Annotated in this window: 17 protein-coding genes; 7 read left to right on the top strand and 10 right to left on the bottom strand. The window is 70.7% G+C overall.

Annotated features, from left to right (window positions below):
- Positions 1-81 precede the first annotated feature (81 nt).
- Positions 82-4905, top strand: coding sequence for a cation-translocating P-type ATPase (locus BRW65_RS23870; protein ID WP_073878801.1), 4824 nt, complete (start codon positions 82-84; stop codon positions 4903-4905).
- Positions 4906-4917: 12 nt separating this feature from the next.
- Here BRW65_RS23870 and BRW65_RS23865 read toward each other — a convergent pair whose 3' ends face one another.
- Together BRW65_RS23865 and BRW65_RS23860 are read right to left on the bottom strand one after the other, a co-directional pair.
- Positions 4918-6483 carry an AMP-binding protein gene (locus tag BRW65_RS23865; protein WP_073878799.1) on the bottom strand — a complete coding sequence of 522 codons (1566 nt, stop codon included), beginning with the start codon at positions 6481-6483 and terminating at the stop codon, positions 4918-4920.
- On the bottom strand, positions 6480-7373 hold the full coding sequence (locus BRW65_RS23860; protein ID WP_073878797.1) for an SDR family NAD(P)-dependent oxidoreductase: 894 nt from the start codon (positions 7371-7373) through the stop codon (positions 6480-6482). The genes BRW65_RS23865 and BRW65_RS23860 overlap by 4 nt, the downstream gene beginning before the upstream one ends.
- 288 nt (positions 7374-7661) lie before the next feature.
- Between BRW65_RS23860 and BRW65_RS23855 the strand changes: the two genes are divergently transcribed.
- Positions 7662-8402, top strand: a complete 741-nt coding sequence (locus tag BRW65_RS23855; protein ID WP_073878795.1) for a cutinase family protein — start codon at positions 7662-7664, stop codon at positions 8400-8402.
- Between the two features lie 30 nt (positions 8403-8432).
- Here the strand turns inward: BRW65_RS23855 and BRW65_RS23850 are convergent, their stop codons facing one another.
- Entirely contained in the window at positions 8433-9803 is a 1371-nt protein-coding gene (locus BRW65_RS23850) for an aldehyde dehydrogenase family protein (RefSeq protein ID WP_073878887.1), read from the bottom strand.
- A 35-nt stretch (positions 9804-9838) separates the two neighbouring features.
- Positions 9839-10933 carry an AMP-binding protein gene (locus tag BRW65_RS23845; protein ID WP_073878793.1) on the bottom strand — a complete coding sequence of 365 codons (1095 nt, stop codon included), beginning with the start codon at positions 10931-10933 and terminating at the stop codon, positions 9839-9841.
- A gap of 283 nt (positions 10934-11216) precedes the next feature.
- Here BRW65_RS23845 and BRW65_RS23840 point away from each other — a divergent pair, with 283 nt between their 5' ends.
- Positions 11217-11651 carry an SRPBCC family protein gene (locus tag BRW65_RS23840; RefSeq protein ID WP_073878791.1) on the top strand — a complete coding sequence of 145 codons (435 nt, stop codon included), beginning with the start codon at positions 11217-11219 and terminating at the stop codon, positions 11649-11651.
- A gap of 46 nt (positions 11652-11697) precedes the next feature.
- Here BRW65_RS23840 and BRW65_RS23835 read toward each other — a convergent pair whose 3' ends face one another.
- Complete coding sequence (locus BRW65_RS23835) at positions 11698-12654, bottom strand: oxygenase MpaB family protein (RefSeq protein WP_073878789.1); 957 nt, start codon at positions 12652-12654, stop codon at positions 11698-11700.
- Positions 12655-12770: 116 nt separating this feature from the next.
- On the opposite strand from BRW65_RS23835, the gene BRW65_RS23830 reads away from it, so the two are divergent.
- The 3 genes from BRW65_RS23830 to BRW65_RS23820 all read left to right on the top strand — a co-directional run bounded on the left by BRW65_RS23830 (position 12771) and on the right by BRW65_RS23820 (position 15626).
- Positions 12771-13364: a TetR/AcrR family transcriptional regulator gene (locus BRW65_RS23830; RefSeq protein ID WP_073878787.1), complete on the top strand. Its 594-nt coding sequence runs from the start codon at positions 12771-12773 to the stop codon at positions 13362-13364.
- 40 nt (positions 13365-13404) lie between these two features.
- On the top strand, positions 13405-14781 hold the full coding sequence (locus BRW65_RS23825) for an adenylate/guanylate cyclase domain-containing protein (protein WP_073878786.1): 1377 nt from the start codon (positions 13405-13407) through the stop codon (positions 14779-14781).
- Between the two features lie 98 nt (positions 14782-14879).
- A complete protein-coding gene (locus tag BRW65_RS23820) occupies positions 14880-15626 on the top strand; it encodes a methyltransferase domain-containing protein (protein ID WP_073878784.1) in 747 nt (248 codons plus the stop codon).
- Between the two features lie 40 nt (positions 15627-15666).
- Here BRW65_RS23820 and BRW65_RS23815 read toward each other — a convergent pair whose 3' ends face one another.
- A complete protein-coding gene (locus BRW65_RS23815; protein ID WP_073878782.1) occupies positions 15667-16128 on the bottom strand; it encodes an SRPBCC family protein in 462 nt (153 codons plus the stop codon).
- Between the two features lie 241 nt (positions 16129-16369).
- Complete coding sequence (locus BRW65_RS23810) at positions 16370-17065, bottom strand: SDR family oxidoreductase (RefSeq protein WP_073878780.1); 696 nt, start codon at positions 17063-17065, stop codon at positions 16370-16372.
- Positions 17066-17149: 84 nt separating this feature from the next.
- Here BRW65_RS23810 and BRW65_RS23805 point away from each other — a divergent pair, with 84 nt between their 5' ends.
- Positions 17150-17752 (top strand): CGNR zinc finger domain-containing protein, encoded by a 603-nt coding sequence (locus BRW65_RS23805; RefSeq protein WP_244168183.1) that lies wholly within the window; start codon positions 17150-17152, stop codon positions 17750-17752.
- Here BRW65_RS23805 and BRW65_RS23800 read toward each other — a convergent pair.
- The 3 genes from BRW65_RS23800 to BRW65_RS23795 form a co-directional block, all read right to left on the bottom strand.
- Entirely contained in the window at positions 17732-18340 is a 609-nt protein-coding gene (locus BRW65_RS23800; protein WP_073878778.1) for a class I SAM-dependent methyltransferase, read from the bottom strand. The two genes, BRW65_RS23805 and BRW65_RS23800, sit on opposite strands and share 21 nt — an antisense overlap.
- Entirely contained in the window at positions 18334-18498 is a 165-nt protein-coding gene (locus tag BRW65_RS31855) for a hypothetical protein (RefSeq protein WP_167374084.1), read from the bottom strand. Before BRW65_RS31855 ends, BRW65_RS23800 begins: the two co-directional genes overlap by 7 nt.
- A gap of 143 nt (positions 18499-18641) precedes the next feature.
- A partial coding sequence (locus BRW65_RS23795) for an SDR family oxidoreductase (protein ID WP_073878776.1) occupies positions 18642-19246 on the bottom strand: 605 nt, incomplete at its 5' end.

The following is a 19246-nucleotide window of genomic DNA, read 5'->3' as shown; positions in this document are numbered from 1 at the left end:
TCGTCGCACGGGTCAAATGTGGACAGCCCCCCTGCGCCACCGGATCATTAGGCGCGGTAGACGTAATCGAAGGGTGACCGAGTGAGGATTCCGGGCGTTGCCAGCGTCGTCGCCGGCGTGACCGACGGAGCGGCGCAGGTGGTGCGAGCCGGCGTGTCCACCGCGGCCGGGGCCGCGGGTGCGCTGCAGTCGTTGGCCAGCCCGGTCGCCGAACTGGCGGTGCCGGTGGTGCAGTCGATGGCCCAAACGACCGGCCGGGCAATCGGATTGACCGGTTCGGCCAACGGTTCCGGACCCGCGGTCACGCCGCCGATTCGCTGGCAGAGCGGGCGGCGGGTGCATCTGGACCTGGACCCGCTGCTGCCGTTTCCGGGCTGGCACGAGCACGCGCCTGCGGTGGAGGAACCGGTCCGCCGGATCCCCGGAGTGGCCTCGGCCCACGTGGAGGGCGCCCTCGGCCGGTTGGTGGTCGAATTCGAGAACGAAGCCGACGCCGACGCCGTCCTGGACCGGGTCCGGGACACGGTCTGCGGCGTGGCGGCGGACCTGAGGTTGGTCGCACTCAAGGACGCGCCCCGCACCGCGCCGTTCGCCGACCCCGGAAACCCCTTGGCGATCCTGGTCCCGTTCAGCGCCGCGGCGATGGACGTGGCGGCCATCGGCGCCGCGGTGACCGGTTGGTTGGGCCGGCTCCCGGTCGCGCCGCGCAGCGCGCGCGCCGCCGCCGCACTGCTGAACCACCAACCGCGCGTCGTCGCCGTGCTCGAGTCGCGGCTGGGCCGCGTCGGGACCGACATCGCGCTCAGCGCCTCGACGGCGCTGGCCAACGGGCTGACGCAGGCGGTCGGCACGCCGTTGCTGGATCTGGCGCAACGCAGCCTGCAGGTCTCCGAAGCGGCGGCGCACCGCCAGCGATGGCGGGAACGCGAGCCGGAGCTGGCCTCGCCCAATCGGCCGCAGGCACCCGTGGTGCCCGTCATTTCGTCGGCCGGGCCCAAATCCCAAGCGCGCCGGCATAATTCGCCAGCCGCCGCAGCGGGAGAAGCGTCCCATGTCGTGGTGGGCGGTGCCATCGACGCCGCCATCGACACCGCGAAGGGATCGATGGCGGGCCCGGTGGAGGAGTACGCCGACCAAGCCGCCAACGCCTCGCTGGTGGCCGCGGCCGGTGCGCTGTTGGCCGGCGGCGGCACCGAGGATGCGGCCGGCGCCCTGCTGGCCGGCGTGCCCAGGGCGGCGCACACGGGCCGACAGGCATTCGCGGCCGTGCTGGGCCGCGGATTGGCCAATGCCGGGCAGCTGTTCCTCGACCCGGGCGCCTTGCGGCGGCTGGACCGGGTCAAGGTGATCGTCGTCGACGGAGCCGCGCTACGGGGCGACAACCGCGCCGTGCTGCAGGCGCGGGGCGACGTACCCGGATGGGACGAGGACCGCGTCTACGAGGTCGCCGACGCGCTGCTGCACGGGGAGGAGGCGCCCGAACCGGACCCCGACGAGTTGCCGGCCACGGGCGCGCGCCTGCGGTGGGTCCGGGCGCAGGGCTCGTCGGCAACGCCGGCGCAGGGCCTCGAGCACGCCGATCTGGTGGTCGACGGCGAGCGGGTGGGCAGCGTCGACGTCGGCTGGGAGGTCGACCCGTTCGCCATCCCGCTGCTGCAGATCGCCAACCGGACCGGGGCACGGGTGGTGCTGCGCCACGTCGCCGGCACCGAGGACCTGACCGCCAGCGTCGCGGTGAGCCACCCCCCGGGCACGCCGCTGCTGCAGCTGGTGCGAGACCTGCGCACGGACCGCGGGCCCGTGCTGCTGATCACCGCGCTGCACCGTGATTTCGCGTCGACCGACACATTGGCCGCGTTGGCCGTCGCCGATGTCGGCGTCGCGCTGGACGACCCACAGGCCGCGACGCCGTGGACCGCGGACATCATCACCGGCACGGACCTGGCCGCCGCGGTGCGCATCCTGTCGGCGCTGCCGGTGGCCCGGGAGGCCACGGAATCGGCGGTGCGCCTGGCCAAGGGCGGCAGCACCCTGGCGGGGCTGTTGCTCGTCACCGGCGACCCACGCACCCTGAGCCCGTTCGCCGTGCAACGCTGGCTCAATCCGGTGAACGCCGCCGCGGCGGCCGCGCTGATGCAGGGCAGCTTCGCGGCCTCGCGGGTGCTTCGGCTAGCAGACCCGACACCCCAACCGCTGACCGCCTGGCATGCCCTGGACCCGGAGATCGTCTACTCCCGGTTGGCCAGCCGCACCCGCCCCCTGGCCGTCGAGCCGGGCGTCGCGCCCTGGCGGCAGCTCCTCGACGACCTGTCCTACAACCCGGTAGTCGCGCCGCTGCGCGGCCCGGCGAGCCGGGTGGGGCGGCTGCTCGCCGCGACGCGCGCCGAGCTGGCCGATCCGCTGACGCCCATCCTGGCCGTCGGTGCGGCGGCCTCGGCGATCGTCGGCAGCAGCGTCGACGCGCTGCTGGTAGCGGGTGTGATGACGGCGAACGCGGTCGCCGGTGGCGTGCAGCGGTTGCGGGCCGAGGCCGCGGTCGCCGAGCTGTTCGCCGAGCAGGACCAGTACGCCCGGCGCGTGGTGCTGCCCGCGGTCGCCACCGCGCACCGCCGCCTGGAGGCTGCGCGCACCGTCGAGCGGACGGTGTCAGTGAGCGCGAAGTCGCTGCGGCCCGGCGACATCATCGACCTGGCCGCCCCGGAGGTCGTGCCGGCGGACGCCCGCCTGCTGGTGGCCGAGGACCTCGAAGTCGACGAGTCCTTCCTGACCGGCGAGTCGCTGCCGGTGGACAAGCAGGTCGAACCGGTCGCCGTCGCCGACTCCGACCGCGCCAGCATGCTGTTCGAGGGCAGCACCATCGTCGCCGGGCACGCCCGGGCGATCGTGGTGGCGACCGGCGCGGGCACCGCCGCCCAGCGCGCGATCTCGGCCATCGCCGACGTCGAGTCGGCGGCCGGGGTGCAGGCCCGGTTGCGGGAGTTGACCAGCAAGGTCCTGCCGCTGACCCTGGCCGGCGGCGCGGCGGTGACCGCGTTGGCCCTGCTGCACCAGGGATCCCTGCGCCAGGCCGTCGCCGACGGGGTGGCCATCGCCGTGGCCGCCGTCCCCGAGGGCCTGCCGTTGGTGGCCACCCTGGCCCAGCTGGCCGCCGCCCAGCGGTTGTCGCGGCATGGCGTCCTCGTCCGCACGCCGCGGGCGGTCGAAGCCCTGGGCCGGGTCGAAACGGTGTGCTTCGACAAGACCGGCACGCTTACCGAGAACCGCTTGCGCGTCGTGCACGGCGTCCCGCACGACGCCAGCGCGGACGGCGCGTTCCCCGAGGTCACCGCCCCGACGTCCGCGGCGGTGCTGCGGGCCGCCGCGCGCAGCAGCACCCAGCCGCACAATGGGGGCGGCCACGCGCACGCCACCGACGAGGCGATCCTGACGGCCGCGAATTCCGTCGACGCGCAATGGGCCTCGGATTGGACCGTGCTTGCGGAGGTGCCGTTCGAATCGAGCCGCGGGTATTCGGCCGCGATCGGCGTGACCGGCGGGAACGGCGGCCCGATGCTGATGCTCAAAGGCGCGCCGGAGGAAGTCCTGCCGCGCTGCCGCTTCGCCGATCCTGACGGCGGCCGCGACCATGCGGAGTGGTTGGTGTTGCGCCTGGCCGAGCAGGGGCTGCGGGTGCTGGCGGTGGCGCAGCGCCGGTGGGAGCACGGGACCGGCGAGGAGGACACCGACGTCGACGCCGTGGACGCCGCGGCGCACGACCTCGAGCTGATCGGCTACGTCGGGCTGGCCGACACCGCTCGCGCGTCGGCGCGGCCCCTGATCGAGGCGCTGGTGCAGGCCGGCCGGCGGGTGGTGCTGATCACCGGCGACCATCCGGTGACCGCCCGGGCGATCGCCCGGCAACTCGGGTTGCCTGCGGACGCGCGCGAGATCACCGGCGCGGAGCTGGCCGCCTTCGGCGAGGAGGACCGCGCCAAGGTCGCCGCCGACGTGCAGGTCTTCGCCCGCGTCAGCCCGGAGCAGAAGGTGCAGATCGTCGCGGCATTGCAGGACTGCGGGCAGGCGGTCGCCATGGTCGGCGACGGGGCCAACGACGCGGCCGCCATCCGGATTGCCGACGTGGGCATCGGCGTGAGCGGTCGCGGTTCGTCCGCCGCCCGCGGCGCCGCGGACATCGTGTTGACCGACAACGATCTGGGCGTGCTGCTCGACGCGCTGGTCGAGGGCCGCGGGATGTGGGGCGGGGTGCGCGACGCGGTGAGCATCCTGGTCGGCGGCAACGTGGGCGAGGTGCTGTTCACCCTCATCGGGACCGCCCTGGGCACCGGCCGGGCGCCGGTGGGCACCCGGCAGCTGCTGCTGGTGAACCTGCTCACCGACATGTTCCCCGCGCTCGCGGTCGCCGTCACCCCGCAGTACCCCGAGCCCGAAGAGGCCGAGGACGGCGTCGACCGTGACGCCGAGGAGCTGCACCGCGCGTTCCAGCTGGCGACGCTTTCCGGGCCCTCGCCCTCCCTCGACGCGCCGCTGATGCGGCAGATCGTCACCCGGGGCGCCGTCACGGCCGCGGGTGCGACGGCGGCCTGGGCTATCGGCCGCTGGACGCCGGGCACCGAGCGTCGCACCTCGACCATGGGGCTCACCGCGCTGGTGACGACGCAGCTCGCGCAGACCCTGCTGACGAGGCGCCACAGCCCTCTGGTGCTGGGCACGGCGCTGGGCAGCGCCGGCGTCCTGGTCGCCATCGTCCAAACCCCCGGCGTCAGCCACTTCTTCGGCTGCACACCGTTGGGCCCGGTCGCGTGGACCGGCGTCATCAGCGCCACCGCGGGCGCCACCGTCGTCTCGGTGCTGGCGCCCAACTGGCTGGCGCAGCGGGTGGCCGCGCTGGAACCGAAGCAGGACTGAGGCTTTCTGCCGCTAGCCGGACAGCTCCTTGCGCACGACCTTGCCCGCCGGATTGCGCGGAATGCTCGCGACGAGGTTGATGTCGCGGGGCTGTTCGAATCGGGAGACTTTGCCCTTGAGGTACTCCCGCAATGCCGCCTCATCGGTGTCACTGCCCGGCTGCAGCACCACGAACGCGGCCAGTCGGTGGCCGAACTTGTCGTCGGGAACGCCGATGACCGCGTTGTCGGCGATGGCGGGGTGCTGGGCGAGCGCGTTCTCGACCGCGCGCGGGTAGACGTTCTCGCCGCCCGAGATGATCATGTCGTCCTCGCGTCCGACGATGTAGAGCCGACCTTCGTTGTCGAGGTAGCCCATGTCGCCGGTGCTGGTCATGCCGTCGATCACCGTCTTGGCCCCGCCGCCGGTGTAGCCCTCGCTCGCCAGCTCGCCGCCGACGAAGATGCGCCCGGTGACGCGGGGCCCAACAGGCCTGCCGTTCTTGTCGAGGATGCGCACCGGGCAGCCGGCGACCGGTCGCCCCACGGTCTCCGGCGCTTCGCGCAGCTCCGCCGGTGTCGCCAGGGCGCCGATGCCGACCTCGGTGGAACCGTAACCGTTGTAGAGAATGTCGCCGTAGGCGTCCATGAACCGCTGCCCGAGGGTGGGGTCGAGCCGGTCGCCGCTCGACATCACGACCCGCAGGTACGGCACCGGGTTGCGCGCCCGCACCCGGTCCGGCAGGGCGAGGATGCGCGCGAGCACCACCGGCACCGCGGTGAACGCGTCGGCGCGATGCAGCGACGCCTGCGCGAGCGCGGCCTCGGCGTCGAAATGGCGATGGGTGAGGCCGGTGCCGCCGAGGGCCACGGTGAGCATCAGCATCCCCAGCCCCAGCCCGTGAAACATGGGCATTGCCACCGAGATTCGCGACCCGGTGCGCAGGCCGGTCCGGTCGAGGATGGTCACCCACACGCCCACCGCCGACCGCAGCTGAGGCGAGCGGGGAACCCCCTTGGGCGTGCCCGTGGTGCCGGACGTGAGCAGGATGATCCGGCCCGGTGCGGCCACGTCGGGCCGCGCGTCGCCCTCCGCCGTCGTGGCCGTCGCCGGGTCGATCAGGGTGACTGATTCGTCGGCGGCCCGAACCCGATCGCCGAACTCGTCGTCGGCGATCATCGCCGTGATCCGGTGGGCGCTCACCGCGGACGCCAGGGCGTCGCTGCGAAACTCCGTATTGACCAGGACCACGTCGGCGCCCACCAGAGCGGCGGCGAAGACGCCGACGATGAAACCCCGCCCGTTGCGGCACATAACGCCCACGGCGGCGCCGGGTCCGACACCGTCGCGGGACAACCGGCGCGCCACCGAGTCGGTCGCCGACCGCAGCTCGCGGTAATCCCAAGCACCGTCGTCGTCGACGATCGCCGCCCGGTTGGGCCAGCGGGTCGCCGTCACCGCCAGCAGCGTGTACGGGTTGGTGCCGCCCCGGCGCGCCTCGCGGAGCACCCGCAGGGTTGCCAGCGGCGACGGCGGCGCCAGCAGCCGCGACCGCAACAACGCCCGCACCGCGGTGCCGACCACACCCTCGTTGCTCATCGCCGGTCCCGCCCCGCGCCGGAATCGGAAAAGAACCGCCGGTACCACAGCCTGGCGGCGCGTTCGGCCGGGCCGGCCAGCAGCACCGAAGCCATCTCGGCAGGCAACACCCAGGGCGGTTCGTTGCTCCGCGGCCGCTCGATCACCGCTTTGGCGATCGCGTCGGCCGCTTGGTCGGCCGTCATGCCCGGGAGCCGGCCCAGGACGGGCGTGGGTTCGATCATCCGGGTGCGCACCAGCGCGAAGTAGACCGACGTGACGTGCACGCCGTCGGCGTGCAGCTCCGGAGCGACGCTGCGCAGCCAGCGGTCGAAGGCGCCCTTCGACGCCTGGTAGGCACCCCACTGCGGCCCCGGCACCACGCGCACACCGACGCTGGACACGTTCACGATGTGCCCGCGGCCGCGTTCGCGCATGGCCGGCAGCAGCCCCAGCAGCAGGCGGATCGGCCCGAGATAGTTGATGTCGATGGTGCGCTGAAAGTCGTGCGGGCGGTCGTACTGGTGATGCAGCGAGCGGCGCAACGACTTTCCGGCGTTGCTGACCACGATGTCCAGCGCGCCGTGTTCCTCGGTGATCTCCTTGGTGAGCGCCCTGACGGCGGCCTCGTCGGTGAGGTCGGTCGGGTACGCGATCGCGCGGCCGCCCGCGGCGTTGACCGACGCCGCCAGGTCGCCCAGACGTTCCTCGGATCGGGCGACCGCCAGCACGGTGGCTCCCCCGGCGGCCAGCCGGCGCGCCGTCGCCTCCCCAATCCCGTAGGAGGCGCCCGTAACCAGAGCGGTCTTACCGGTGACGGCGCGGCGCAATCTGTCGGGATCCGACACCCGCGCCGGATTGGCCACGTGGTCCGTGACCTTGTTGAGGCCCTGCACTATCACGTTCAACATCGCCGCTGCATCCACTCGAGCCGGATGTCGAGGATCGGCGGGTGGCTTCACCGTGCACTCGACTCGTCATAGCTAGCAGACCACATCACGGTCCGCCCCCGCGCTGCGCCCCGCCGTTGTGCCGCCCGTCGGCGCGGGCGCCGGAGCGGTGGGCGCCCACCCCCGGATGCCCGTCGCGCGCAAGCCATCTCGGCCCCGTTTCCCCATGTGGACGGTGTTGTGTGAATTCCCAGTAATTTCCCGGGTCCGCGCTGTTTAGGCGGACGCTTCTCTGGGCACAATTGCGGCATGATCGCACGTCAAATAGCTCGTTTTCTCGGTCCAGCAGTAGTGGCCGCGTCCGGCATCGGCGCGTCGGCCCTCACCGGCTCCCTCCTCCCCACCGCCGCCGCCCAATGTCCGGACGTGCAGGTGGTGTTCGCCCGCGGCACCGGTGAAGCCCCCGGCGTCGGCCCCACCGGCCAAGCCTTCGTCGACGCCCTACACTCACGCGTCGGCGCCAAGTCCTTCGACGTCTACCCGGTGAACTACCCCGCCAGCGACCAATGGGCCACCGGCATCGACGGCGTCAGAGACGCAGGCGCCCACATCGTTTCGATGGCCCACGACTGCCCCAACACCAAAATGGTGCTCGGCGGCTACTCCCAGGGCGCGGCCGTCATGGGCTTCGTCACCTCCCCCTCAGTGCCCGACGGCATCGACCCCAACACCGTGCCCAAGCCCCTCGACCCCTCGGTGGCCAACCACGTCTCCTCGGTCGTGCTCTTCGGCATGCCCAACGTGCGCGCCATGAACTTCCTCGGCGAACCCCCCGTCGTCATCGGCCCCACCTTCGCCGACAAGACCATCAAGGTCTGCGCCACCGAAGACCCGGTCTGCTCCGACGGCATGAACTTCGCCGCCCACAACACCTACGCCGACGACGGCGCCATGATCGACAAAGGCGTCGCCTTCGCCTCCAGCCACCTCGACGCGGGCACCAGTGGCGCCTCGACGGTGGCGAGCAGTAGGGGTGGCTTCGGCAGCTGAGCGCTGAGCCGCGGCGGCGGCAATGTCGCGTCAGCGACTGTCCCTGATGAACCCCTTGTTGCGCATCAGGGCGTCCGCCAGGAAGCCGTCGTGCGGGATGCCGGGCGCGGTGTACCACGTCGGGTGCGGGCCGCAATACACGTTGCCGATCGTCGGTTCGGCGAGCAGCCGGTCGATCAGCTGCCCGTCGCCGGTGATCGCGGTGACAACCAACGATCGCCGCAACGGCTCCAGGCCCGCGGCGGGCGACCACGGTGACACCCAGGCACACGGGAAGGGCAGCTCGACGTTGAGCGTGTCCGCGGTGGGCTCGGCCAATAGGTGCACGGCCGGCCGCAGCGCGGCGTGGCCGTCGCCGAGGTCGGCGACCACCTGATCGGCGCCGAGCAGCGGCGTCGATCCGCCGGCCTTCGTTGCCAGGTAACCCGCCAGGGCCCGGGCTTGGTCGAGGGGCCGGGTGGGCAGGATCGCCCGCTCGTCGTCGATGGGGAGCGGCTCGATGTCCGCCAGCCGCCGGGCGATCGCCGCGGCCAGCGGGGCGGGATCACCCTCGTACAGCACGGCGGTGGTGTTGACGCAGGCCATGCCGCCGAGGTTGGCGATCGAGTCGACGATGACGTCGATGTGGTCGCGCCAATCCCGGTCCGCCGTGATGAGGATCTTGGCGCGGCCCGGCCCGTTCACGATCACCGCCGGGTCGGTGGCGTACTTGTCGACCACCTGCTGGCCGCCGTACACCATCGCGAGGTCGGCCGAGGAGATGATCTCGTCGGCACAGGCGTGGTCGGTGGGGAGATAGACGGCGTCCTCCGGGCGAAAGCCGGCCTGCCGCAAGGCGTGCACCAGCCGGTGCGCGGTCAGCGGCTCGCGGCGCGACGGGCGCACCGCGACGCGATAGCCGAGCGCCAGCGCTTGCGGCCACAGGCCGTGCACGCCGGGACCGTTGCCGGCGGCGTGCACGGCGAACACCTCGCCGCGCCGCGCCCAGACCGCCCCACCGCGGCGGGGGCTTTCCTCACGCCAATCGAGTGCCGCGCCCACCGGCCGGGCGGGGCGGACCGCGTCGAACGCGCCGCCGACGGCGTCGGCCACGCCACGCGCCCCGGCGCGGGTAACGGCGATGGGCAGCCCCGAAATCCGGCTCGCCAGGCCGACATACGCCTCGAAGTCCAGGCCGGCGATCACACCGCCCGCGAAGACGTCGGCGGCGGCCGACAGCGCCGCGGCGCGCCGCCCGACCGGGAGCGGGGTCACGTTGCGCTGGGCGGCCAGGGTGCGCGAGACATACAGCGGCGGCACGACACTCAGCTCCGCGACCGCGGCACCGGCCGTGGTGGTGATGACCTCGCGGCGGCGGGTGCGATACTCACCGTCGGCGCCGAGCGCATCGATCGGCAGCAGATCGGCTGCGACGCCGCTCCGTTGGGCCGGCATGCTCAGTACACCCCTTCGATGACGGCCTCGCCCTCGAAGGTGGAAACCGGCCGCACCGCGCTGATCGAGTCGCTGAGCTCGGCCGCCGGCCCGGGCATCCTGACCGCCAAGTCACGCTCGAGGTTGTTCGGGATGAACATGCCCTTGCTGACGTGGTTCATCACCACCTGGCCGGTCTGCCCGTAGGGCACCCGCTCTCCGGTGTCGGGGTCGACCACCCAGAACACCACATACGGTGTCCGCGGGTCGAATACGAACGCGTCGCCGTCGGTGGTTCGGGTGACCGCTTGCGAGAGCACCATGGTGCTGCCGAAGGCCATCGTGATCGTGGTCGCCGGGAAGATGTCGCGGAGCACGTCGAGGGTGTCGGGGTCCACGTGCGCGCCGCTGAGCAACAGGTAGCGGACCTTGTCGTTCAGCAGGTCGACCACCCGGTCGTCGCGGGCCATGGCCTCGAGCAACGGCGGAGTGGTGTGCAGGTTCGCGACATTCTGTGTCCGCAGCACGAACACGGCCTGCTCGACGACGTGGTCGACGTAGGCGGCCACGTCGGTGGCCGAGCCGCGCGCGGCAATCTTCTTGACCCAGCGCGGGTCGATGTCGATGCCGTGGAAGACCGCGCCGAGCCGCTCGGCGACCAGCCGCGAGAAATACCCCACCCCGTGGGGCCCGCTCGGCATCAGGCACAGGAAGCCCTGGCCGCGGCGGAACCCGCCGGCGGCGAAGTCCTCGGTCTGCCACCGCACCACCTGTGCGACCCAATCCGGCAGCTGCACAGTCCTTTTCGGCGCGCCGGTGGTGCCGCCGGATTCGAAGATCTGGGGCACCGGCGGCGGCTGCCCGTAGCCGCGCGGAATGAGGTCCTCGACCGGCACGTTGCGCAATTCGTTGACGAGGTTGGGAAACAGTCGCAGATCGGCGAACGTCTTGACGTCGGTCGTCGGGTTGAAGTCCAGCGTCGCAGCGGTCCGCAACCAGAACGCGGACCCGGTGTCCTCCCCGAAATGCCACGCGATCGCCGCGCGCAGGTAGGCCTCCGGACCCTCGGGCGGTTCCGACCGCGGAACGTCCAACAACGAGAAGTCGACCTCGGCCATATCAAGAGATCCTGGCCCATCCGCAACCGATCGCCAAGCGTCCGCCGCCGTATTGGCTTACTTCGCAGGGAATTTCGGCCCCGTGTACCCGCCGTTCACCTTGGAGCCCCGGGTGCGCGGTCCCGCTCGGCTGCTTCCGGTGAGTCGGCCTCGGCGCCGGTGGGGCGTGTGCCACCTTTATGAGCTGTCGGCCATCAGGCTATGTTCTCGGTAGCGAGAGGGGACGGATCATGACGGCGGACACCTGCATGCCGGCGGGGCGTATCGGCACCACGGAGTGCCAATGATCGAGTTCACCCTCACCCGGACCTCCACGGCGCCGATCGAGACCGCCTTCGACGCCATGACCGACCACCGTGCGATCGCGGACCATACGCGGCTATTGCGGCGCAGCACGCTCGATCGCGAGGGAACCCCCGCTCCAAACGGTGTCGGCGCGATCAGACGTCTGGTGGCGATCGGGCCGCCGTTCGTCGAGGAGATCATCGAGTACGAGCGGCCCACCCGCTACGCGTACAAGATGCTCTCCGGCGCACCGACCCGCGATCACATCGGCACGGTCGAGCTGCGTGAAACGGACACCGGGACCGAGATCAGCTGGCATCTGCGGTCAACGCTGAAAATTCCCGGTATTGACCGGCTGATGCTGCCGGTGTTCAAGAAGGTGATCGACGAGCTGCTCAAAGGCGGCATCGCCGCCGCCGAACGCCGCTCCTGAGCGAGTCGTCGGCGCACGGCAACGGCGAACGGCTGTTGCGCATCGGCTAGTTCGGGCGGTTGTGCAGCCGGCGCGGGTCGATGCCCGCGCGCCGCCACGCCGCCGCCGCCCACGGCGTGTAGATGAACCCGACGGGCAGCCGGTTGATCAGTGGGTTGAGCGCGCGCATGGCGGCGGCGAAACGCTGAAAGCGCTTCTCCTTCTTCGCGTTCCACTCCAGCTGGCAGACCTCGCGCATCTGCGGCGGCATGGTCCCGACCAACACCAGCCGGGTGTAGGCGTTGAGCGGCGCGGACACCACCTTCCAGATCGGCTCCGGGATCCAACGGGGGCCCGGTATCCCCTTCCTGATGTAACCGGTGCCGTACAAGACGGTCTTGTGCGGGACGAACCGCTCAAGCATCTCGTCCCAGTAGGCGACGAACTCGTCGTAGGTCTGCGGCTGCCCGCGGTCGCTGACGCCGTAGAGGCTGTACCACACCTTGCCCTCGTCGAAGATCCGCTCCTTCTCCGCGTGGGACAGCCGGCGGATGAACGTGTCGGCGTTGTAGATGACCTGGTCGACGAAGCTGGCGTGCGCCCAGTAGAACAGCTCCGGATTGAGCGCGTGGTACCTCGAGCCGTCGCTGATGGTGCCCTTGATCGTCTTGTGAAAGTCCCGCACCTTGCGGCCCCACTCGCGCGGTTCGTCGGAGTAGACGGTCTTCATCAGCGGCGGCGCGGTCCGCTTGGCCCGGCCCAGGGTGTCGCTGAACACCACCGAATGGTCGAGCACGCCCTGGGCGAGTTGTTCGATGCAGTTCTCGACGCCCGCCGTGCGCTGGAACCCGAAGAACTGGGTGCGGTTGTCCCCGTAGAACTTCCAGATCAACGACTCGGGCCCGAGCCGCTCGTCGGCACGATCGGCGGTCCCGTCGACCGGCATGGGCAACGCCTCCCGGACACCGGTGTCGAAGCGGGCGCCCGCAGTTGCGGCGGCCAACCCGTCGTTGTGGAACGTCATGCTCCCCTCCCCCCGGCTCGAGCCGGCGACATCCTTGCGAATCAATGACACAAACTCGTATCTTTGTGTCAAAGCTTAGCAACCGCGTCTCGAGATTGCAGTGAGGGTCGTGATCCATGCCGAACCACAGCCCTGGCGGCAATCTCGCCGAGCCCACCGACCTCGACCGCGCCATCCTGGACACCGCGCGCACCGTCTTTGAGACCTACGGCGTGCGCCGGGCCAACATCGAAGACGTCGCCGCCCGTGCAGGCGTCAGCCGCAGCACGGTATACCGGCGCTTTCCCACCAAGGACGACCTGTTCGGACACGTGGTCCGGCGCGAGGCCGAATCCTTCTTCAGCACGCTGGACCGGGCCACCACCGGGTGCGACCCGCAGCAGGCCGTGGTCGAGGCGTTCGCGCTCGGCGTGCGCCTGGTCCACGACTCGCCGCTGTACTCGAGGATCGCCGACAGCGAACCCGAGCTGTTGGGCATGTTCTCCCGGTCGCAGGCATTCCCCATCGGCCAGTTCGCCGACGGAATCGCCCACACCCTGCGCCGCTGTGGGGCCGACATTCCCGACCGGGACCTGACCAACATCGCCGACATCCTGCTGCGGGTCGCACTCGGCATCATCGTGTTTCCCACCGACCGCCTCGACACGTCGGACCCCGCTGCCGTCCGCGCGTACGCCGCCCGCTACCTGGTGCCGATCATCCGCCGCTGAGCGGTACCGGCGTGTCGGTGACCTGCACTAGCCTGGATGCGTGGCTGGGAGTTCTGCGGCTCCGCGGACCCGGTACGCCAGTTGCGGTGAGATCGACATCGCCTATCAGGTCTTCGGCGATGGCCCGATGGACCTGCTCGTGCTGCCGGGCCCGTTAATCCCGATCGACTGCGTCGACCTCGAGCCTTCGATGTTCCGGTTCCATCGCCGGCTCGCGTCGTTCTGCCGGGTGATCCGGTTCGATCAGCGCGGCATCGGCCTGTCCTCGCGAGTCCCCTCCCTGGACATGCTCGGCCCGGAATCGTGGGCCCAGGACGCGATCGCGGTCATGAACGCGGTGGGATGCGAGCGCGCAACGATCTTCGCGCCCGGTTTCACGTCGCTGGCCGGCGTCGTTCTCGCGTCCGACCACGCCGACCGGGTGAACAGCCTGGTGATCGCGAACGGCGCGGCCCGCACGCTGCGTGGTCCCGACTATCCCATCGGCAGCGACCTCGATGACGCCGACCGCTTCACGACGGTCGGGATGGAACCCGACGCCGTCGAGCAGGGGTTCGACCTGCTCGGCATCATCGCGCCCTCGGTCGCGGGCGACGCCGCGTTCCGCTCGTGGTGGGACATGGCCGGCAACCGGGCCGCATCCCCCAGCATGGCCCGCGCCTTCATCAACAAGATCCGGGAGGGCGACGTCCGCGACCGGCTCCACCGGATCGCCGTGCCGACGCTGATCCTGCATCGCGACAACCCCGACTTCAGCCCCGTGGCACACGCCCACTATCTGGCCGAACACATTCCCGGGTCGCGCCTCGTCGAGTTGCCGGGCGGGGACGCCCTTTACTGGGTCGGCGACACCGCGCCCGTCCTCGACGAGATCGAGGAATTCATCACCGGCGTGCGCGGCGCCTCCGACGCCGAGCGCCTGCTCACCACGATCGTGTTCACCGACATCGTCGGCTCCACCGAGCGCGCCGCACTGCTCGGCGACCACCGCTGGCGCGACCTGCTCGACAACCACGACACCCTCGTCCGGCACGAGCTGCTCCGGTTCTCCGGCCGTGAAGTCAACACGGCCGGCGACGGCTTCGTCGCGACGTTCAGCAGCCCGAGCGCCGCGATCGCCTGCGCCGACGCCATCGTGGACGCGGTCCGCGTACTGGGCATCGAGGTGCGGGTGGGCATCCACGCCGGTGAGGTGGAGGTGCGCGGCAAGGACGTCGCCGGGATGGCCGTACACATCGGTGCCCGGGTAGCCGCCCTCGCCGGACCCAGCGAGGTGCTGGTGTCCTCCACGCTGCGCGACATCGTCACCGGCTCGCGCCACCGCTTCGGCGACCGCGGCGAGACGGCGCTCAAGGGTGTGCCGGGCCAGTGGCGGCTGTACTCGCTGGTGCGTGAGGGCGCGGTCGTCAGGCGGTGACGAAGCGCCGCTCGGCGTAAGCTGGCACAGGGCCCCTCTTCCGGCGGCTCAGTCCCGATTTCCGTTGTACCGCTTGGCTTTTCTTAAAAGGAGTGCGCATGACCGACGTGCACGTCTCGCTGCCCCCCGCGTTGCGTCGGGCTCTCGAACTGCTGGCCGATCCGCCGGCGGATCCCGATGTGAGCAAGGGTTACCTCGATCTGCTCGGCAGCGGATCCGACGGGGGCGACGGCGTCGCGAAGAACACCGGCCCGATCCAGGCGGCGTGGGCATCACCGATCGGGTCGATGCTCTACGACAACGCCCAAGCCCTGTCGCGGCGGCTGATCAGCGCGTGGCAGACGCCTCTCGAGTGGTTGGACATCCCGCCTGGCGGCATCGCACTGGACGTCGGGTCGGGCCCGGGCAACGTGACCGCGTCGCTCGCGCGCGCCGCCGGCCCGGACGGGCTCGCCCTGGGGATCGACATCTCCGAGCCCATGCTCGCGCGCGCCGTCCGCAACGAAGCCGGCCCGCAGGTCGGCTTCATCCGGGCTGATGCACAGCGACTTCCGCTGCGCGACGACACGGTCGACGCGGTCATCTCGACCGCAGTGTTGCAGCTGATTCCCCACCCGGATGCCGCGCTCGGCGAGATGGCGCGGGTGCTGCGACCGGGCGGCAGGCTGGCCGTCATGGTGCCCACCGTCGGTCCGGCCGCCCGGTTGTTCCAGAAGTTGCCGAACGTCGGGGCGCATGTCTTCGACGACGACGAGATCGGCGACATCCTGGAAAGCCGGGGATTCGTCAGCGTGCGGGTGAAGAACTACGGCACCGTCCAGTGGGTGCGCGGAAAGAACGGCTGAGTCGGTCCCCGCTCAGAGCGGCTTTGCCCTCATGAGACCCTCATGAGTCTGGGTTCTGTGCGACCGTGGCGAGCCGGTCCATGGACTCGCGCAACATCTCCGGCGTCGTCGCGCGAGCGCGTTCGAGACGGCTGGCGTCGGTCAGCGCCGTCCAATCGTAGGTGTGGGTCACGGTGGTGAGTTCGGCGTTAACGGGGCTGAGCTCCCAACGCCACAGGTGACCGGGCGGCTGCTTCCTGGGTTCGGCTGGGCACCAGGCGATTTTGCTGCCTTCGACGAATTCCACGACGTGGTTTTCCCGGACGGCGCCGTTTGTCAGCTTCGTGGTGAACACGTCCCCGACCGCGCGGACTCGTTGGCCCGGGGCGGAGGAGGCGAGGTTGTTGTTGCCGTCCCAGCTCGGCTGGCGAGCGGGGTCGGCGATCAGTTCGAAGATCCGCGCGGCGTTGGCCGCGATGACGCGCGTGGCGCTCACGATGCCTTCGATTTCCATGTCGGACATATCGCTATCCAAACACGTCGACCGTGCGGGCGCCGCGGGGTGAATGTGACCTTCGGCCGATGCGTTGAGGACCTTCGACCGTCGAGGCACCGGCCGGCGCAGTGCGAACGTAGTTGACGCCGGGGCGACCCGGTGGTCTGCCCGAAGTGCAGCAAGCCCATTTTTGGGCGAGGCCATCCGCAAGGGCCTGATTGACCCACCGTCTTAAGACGGGGATCTGCCTTCGGGCAGACCCTCATGCCTACGGCATCCGAGGGAGCGCCTCCACCGGCCCCGACAGCGCCGCCTTGACGTAGCGGGTGTCGTCGTCGGCCAGCACCTCGGGCTCGCCGCCCTCGATGCCATCGACGATCGCGCGCGCCACCTGACGCGGGTCGTTCTTAGGTGTGTCGAAGCCGGACGCCATCTCGGTGTCGGTGAAGCTGAGGTGCGCGGCGACCACCTGCGTGCCCTGCTTTTCGAGTTCGATCCGCAGCGAGTTCGTCGTCGACCACAGCGCCGCCTTGGAGTCCCCGTACCCGCCGGAGCCGGGCATCCAGGACAGGATCGAGGCGATGTCGACCAGCGCGCCGCCCCCGTTGGCGGCCAGGATCGGCGCGAACGCCTTGGCAACGCGCAACGCACCGAAGTAGTTGGTCTCGAACACCGCACGTACTTCCTCGATGTCGCTGTCGAGCAGCTTCGCCGCGCCGAGAACGCCCGCGTTGTTGATGACGATCTCGGCGTCCGAAGCCGAAACTGCCAGCGCTGCAACGGACTCCGCGCTGGTGACGTCCAGCTCCGCAGCGACCACCCGCGGGTCCACACTTGCCTTGGGCGCCCGCGCCGTGGCGTAGACCTTGGCCGCGCCCCGCTCCAGCAACTCGTCCACGATGGCCTTGCCGAGCCCGCGCTGTCCGCCCGTAACCACGACCGTCGATCCCTTGATGGTGACCATGATCCGCCCTCCTGACTTAGGTAAACTGACTTTGATTCTGTCATCGTAGTTGCCGGTGTCGACATAGTCAAGTATGTTTTAGGTATGTCTATTTCATGGGCTGCGTCACAGCGGTACGGCGTCACCCCGGCGCCCGGCGGCCTGGGGTTGGTCCAGGACTTCCTCAACACCCGGGGCGTCGCGGGATATGGCCCCGACCTGCTCGCCGACACCGCGCTGGCCCGCGACTGGGTCGCGGGAGCGGTGCGCAACTGGTCGGCCGCCCGCGGCGAAGAACTGCCGCCGCCGAAGCTCGACGAGGCGGACCTGACCAAGCTGCGCGCCGTACGGAACACCATCGACGCGCTGGTGTCCGGCGAGGCGACGGGCGGACGAAGCGCCGTTCCCGCAACCCTGGCGGTCTCCGACACCGGCGCGGTCCGGCTCGAGCCCAGCGGCACCGGGTGGCGCTGGCTGGCCTCGGCGCTGTGGGCCGAGATTCTGCTCAGCCAGCACGCCGATACCTGGAGGCGCGTCAAGCAGTGCCACAACCACCGCTGCGGGTCGACGTTCTACGACCGCTCCAAGAACAACAGCGGGGTGTGGCACGACGTCAAGACGTGCGGCAACGCCGCCAATCTGCGCGCTTCGCGGGCGCGTCGACGGGAACGCGAGCACGCGACGGGCTCAGCCGTTTCGCCACAGTAGGCGGTATCGGTAGTAGAGGCCACGCCGGATGGCCGCTCCCGGCAGCACGTCGGCGGTCACCGTGCGGATCTCCCGCAGGCTTTCCCGGGGATCGGCGACGGCCACGCCGACGTCGGTCTCTCGGTGCAGCAGTGACCCCGCGCGCGCGACGGGAGTGCAGAGGGCGGCCCACGCCCAGTCGGCAACCGTCTTGTTGGCCGACAGGCCGACGACGGCGAGTTCGCCCGCGGGCCTGAGCATTTCGCGTGCTCTCTGGAGAGTCTCGCGCAGCGGCAGGTGATGCAGGCTCGCCACGAACGTGATGAGATCGACGGAGCGCGGTTCCGCGTCGAACGCCTCGAAGCGGGCGAGCCGGACCGATGCGTTGTCGGTGGACTGCAATCGCTTCACCGCCCGCTGGATCGCGGTCGGGTCGGCATCGATGCCGACGACGCTGCGCGACACCGCGGCCAGCCGCTGGGCCAGCAGCCCCTCACCGCACCCCACATCCAGGACGTCGCCGCCGTGCCGTGCGGCGATGTTGACCAGCCAGCGGTGGTACGCGGCGTTGTGGTTCCAATAGTCGTCCGCGCGGTCGGCCGTCAGCAGCGCTCCGCGCCCCGTGGCATGAGCGTCACGCGGGCGGTGGCACGGCGTGACCGGCTTCGCAGCACCGCCTGCAATGCGTCACACGCGCGCGCCTTCATCGGCGTCACCACATCGAGATTGGCAGGGCTCCGGCTGATCCAGGACGGCAGTGTTGCCACGGTTCGATCCTTTGTCTGTTCGGCCTGTGCGCCGACTCATTGAATTGCACCCGGGCCGCTTTACGGCCGCGCCGCGCCGGGGTAAACGCCACGAAAAGCCGCGTTGTGGCGCGACACACAGCCGCCGGTGCGCCGGCGACCGGTCACACCCACCCCGAGCGCCTGAACCGGCGCAGGTATCCCGGCAACCCGCGCGCCGGCGGCGCTTTGGGCCAATCGCCGGCCCGGAAATAGGCGTCGGATCCGCCATCGACGAAGACGACACTGCCGCAGAGGAATTCGGCGGACTCGGACAGCATGAAACACATCCACTCGGCCATGTGACGCGCCTCGCCGAAGCCACCGAGTGGCACCGGGAAGGACCGGACGGCCTTGGCCTGCCGGGGCGTCGCCAGCTGTTCCTGCAGCAACGGCGTCATGACGGCTCCCGGCGCCAGCGCATTCAGGCGCACCCCCGCGCCCGCCCATTCCGGTGCCACCGCATGTCGCCGCACCCAACGACTCAGGGCGATCTTCGATGCCGCGTACATCATCGTCGGAGCGGCCGGGCCGAACGGTCGCACCGACCGCAGGGCCTTGTCGGCGTCATGCGCGAGGAATGCCTTCACCGCACGGCGCGGGACGAGGGGCACCGTCGTCGCCGAGTTGCTCGCGACGACCACCACTTTCGCGCTTTCGGCTGCGGCCAGCGCCGGCTGCCAGGCGACCAGCGGCTCGACGACGCCGAAGAAGTTGACTTCGCCGATCT

It is taken from the genome of Mycobacterium paraffinicum (assembly GCF_001907675.1).
GTDB classification, from domain to species: domain Bacteria; phylum Actinomycetota; class Actinomycetes; order Mycobacteriales; family Mycobacteriaceae; genus Mycobacterium; species Mycobacterium paraffinicum_A.
Note: the sequence above shows the minus strand (reverse complement) of the source record. Positions and strands in the feature narration are given on the sequence as shown.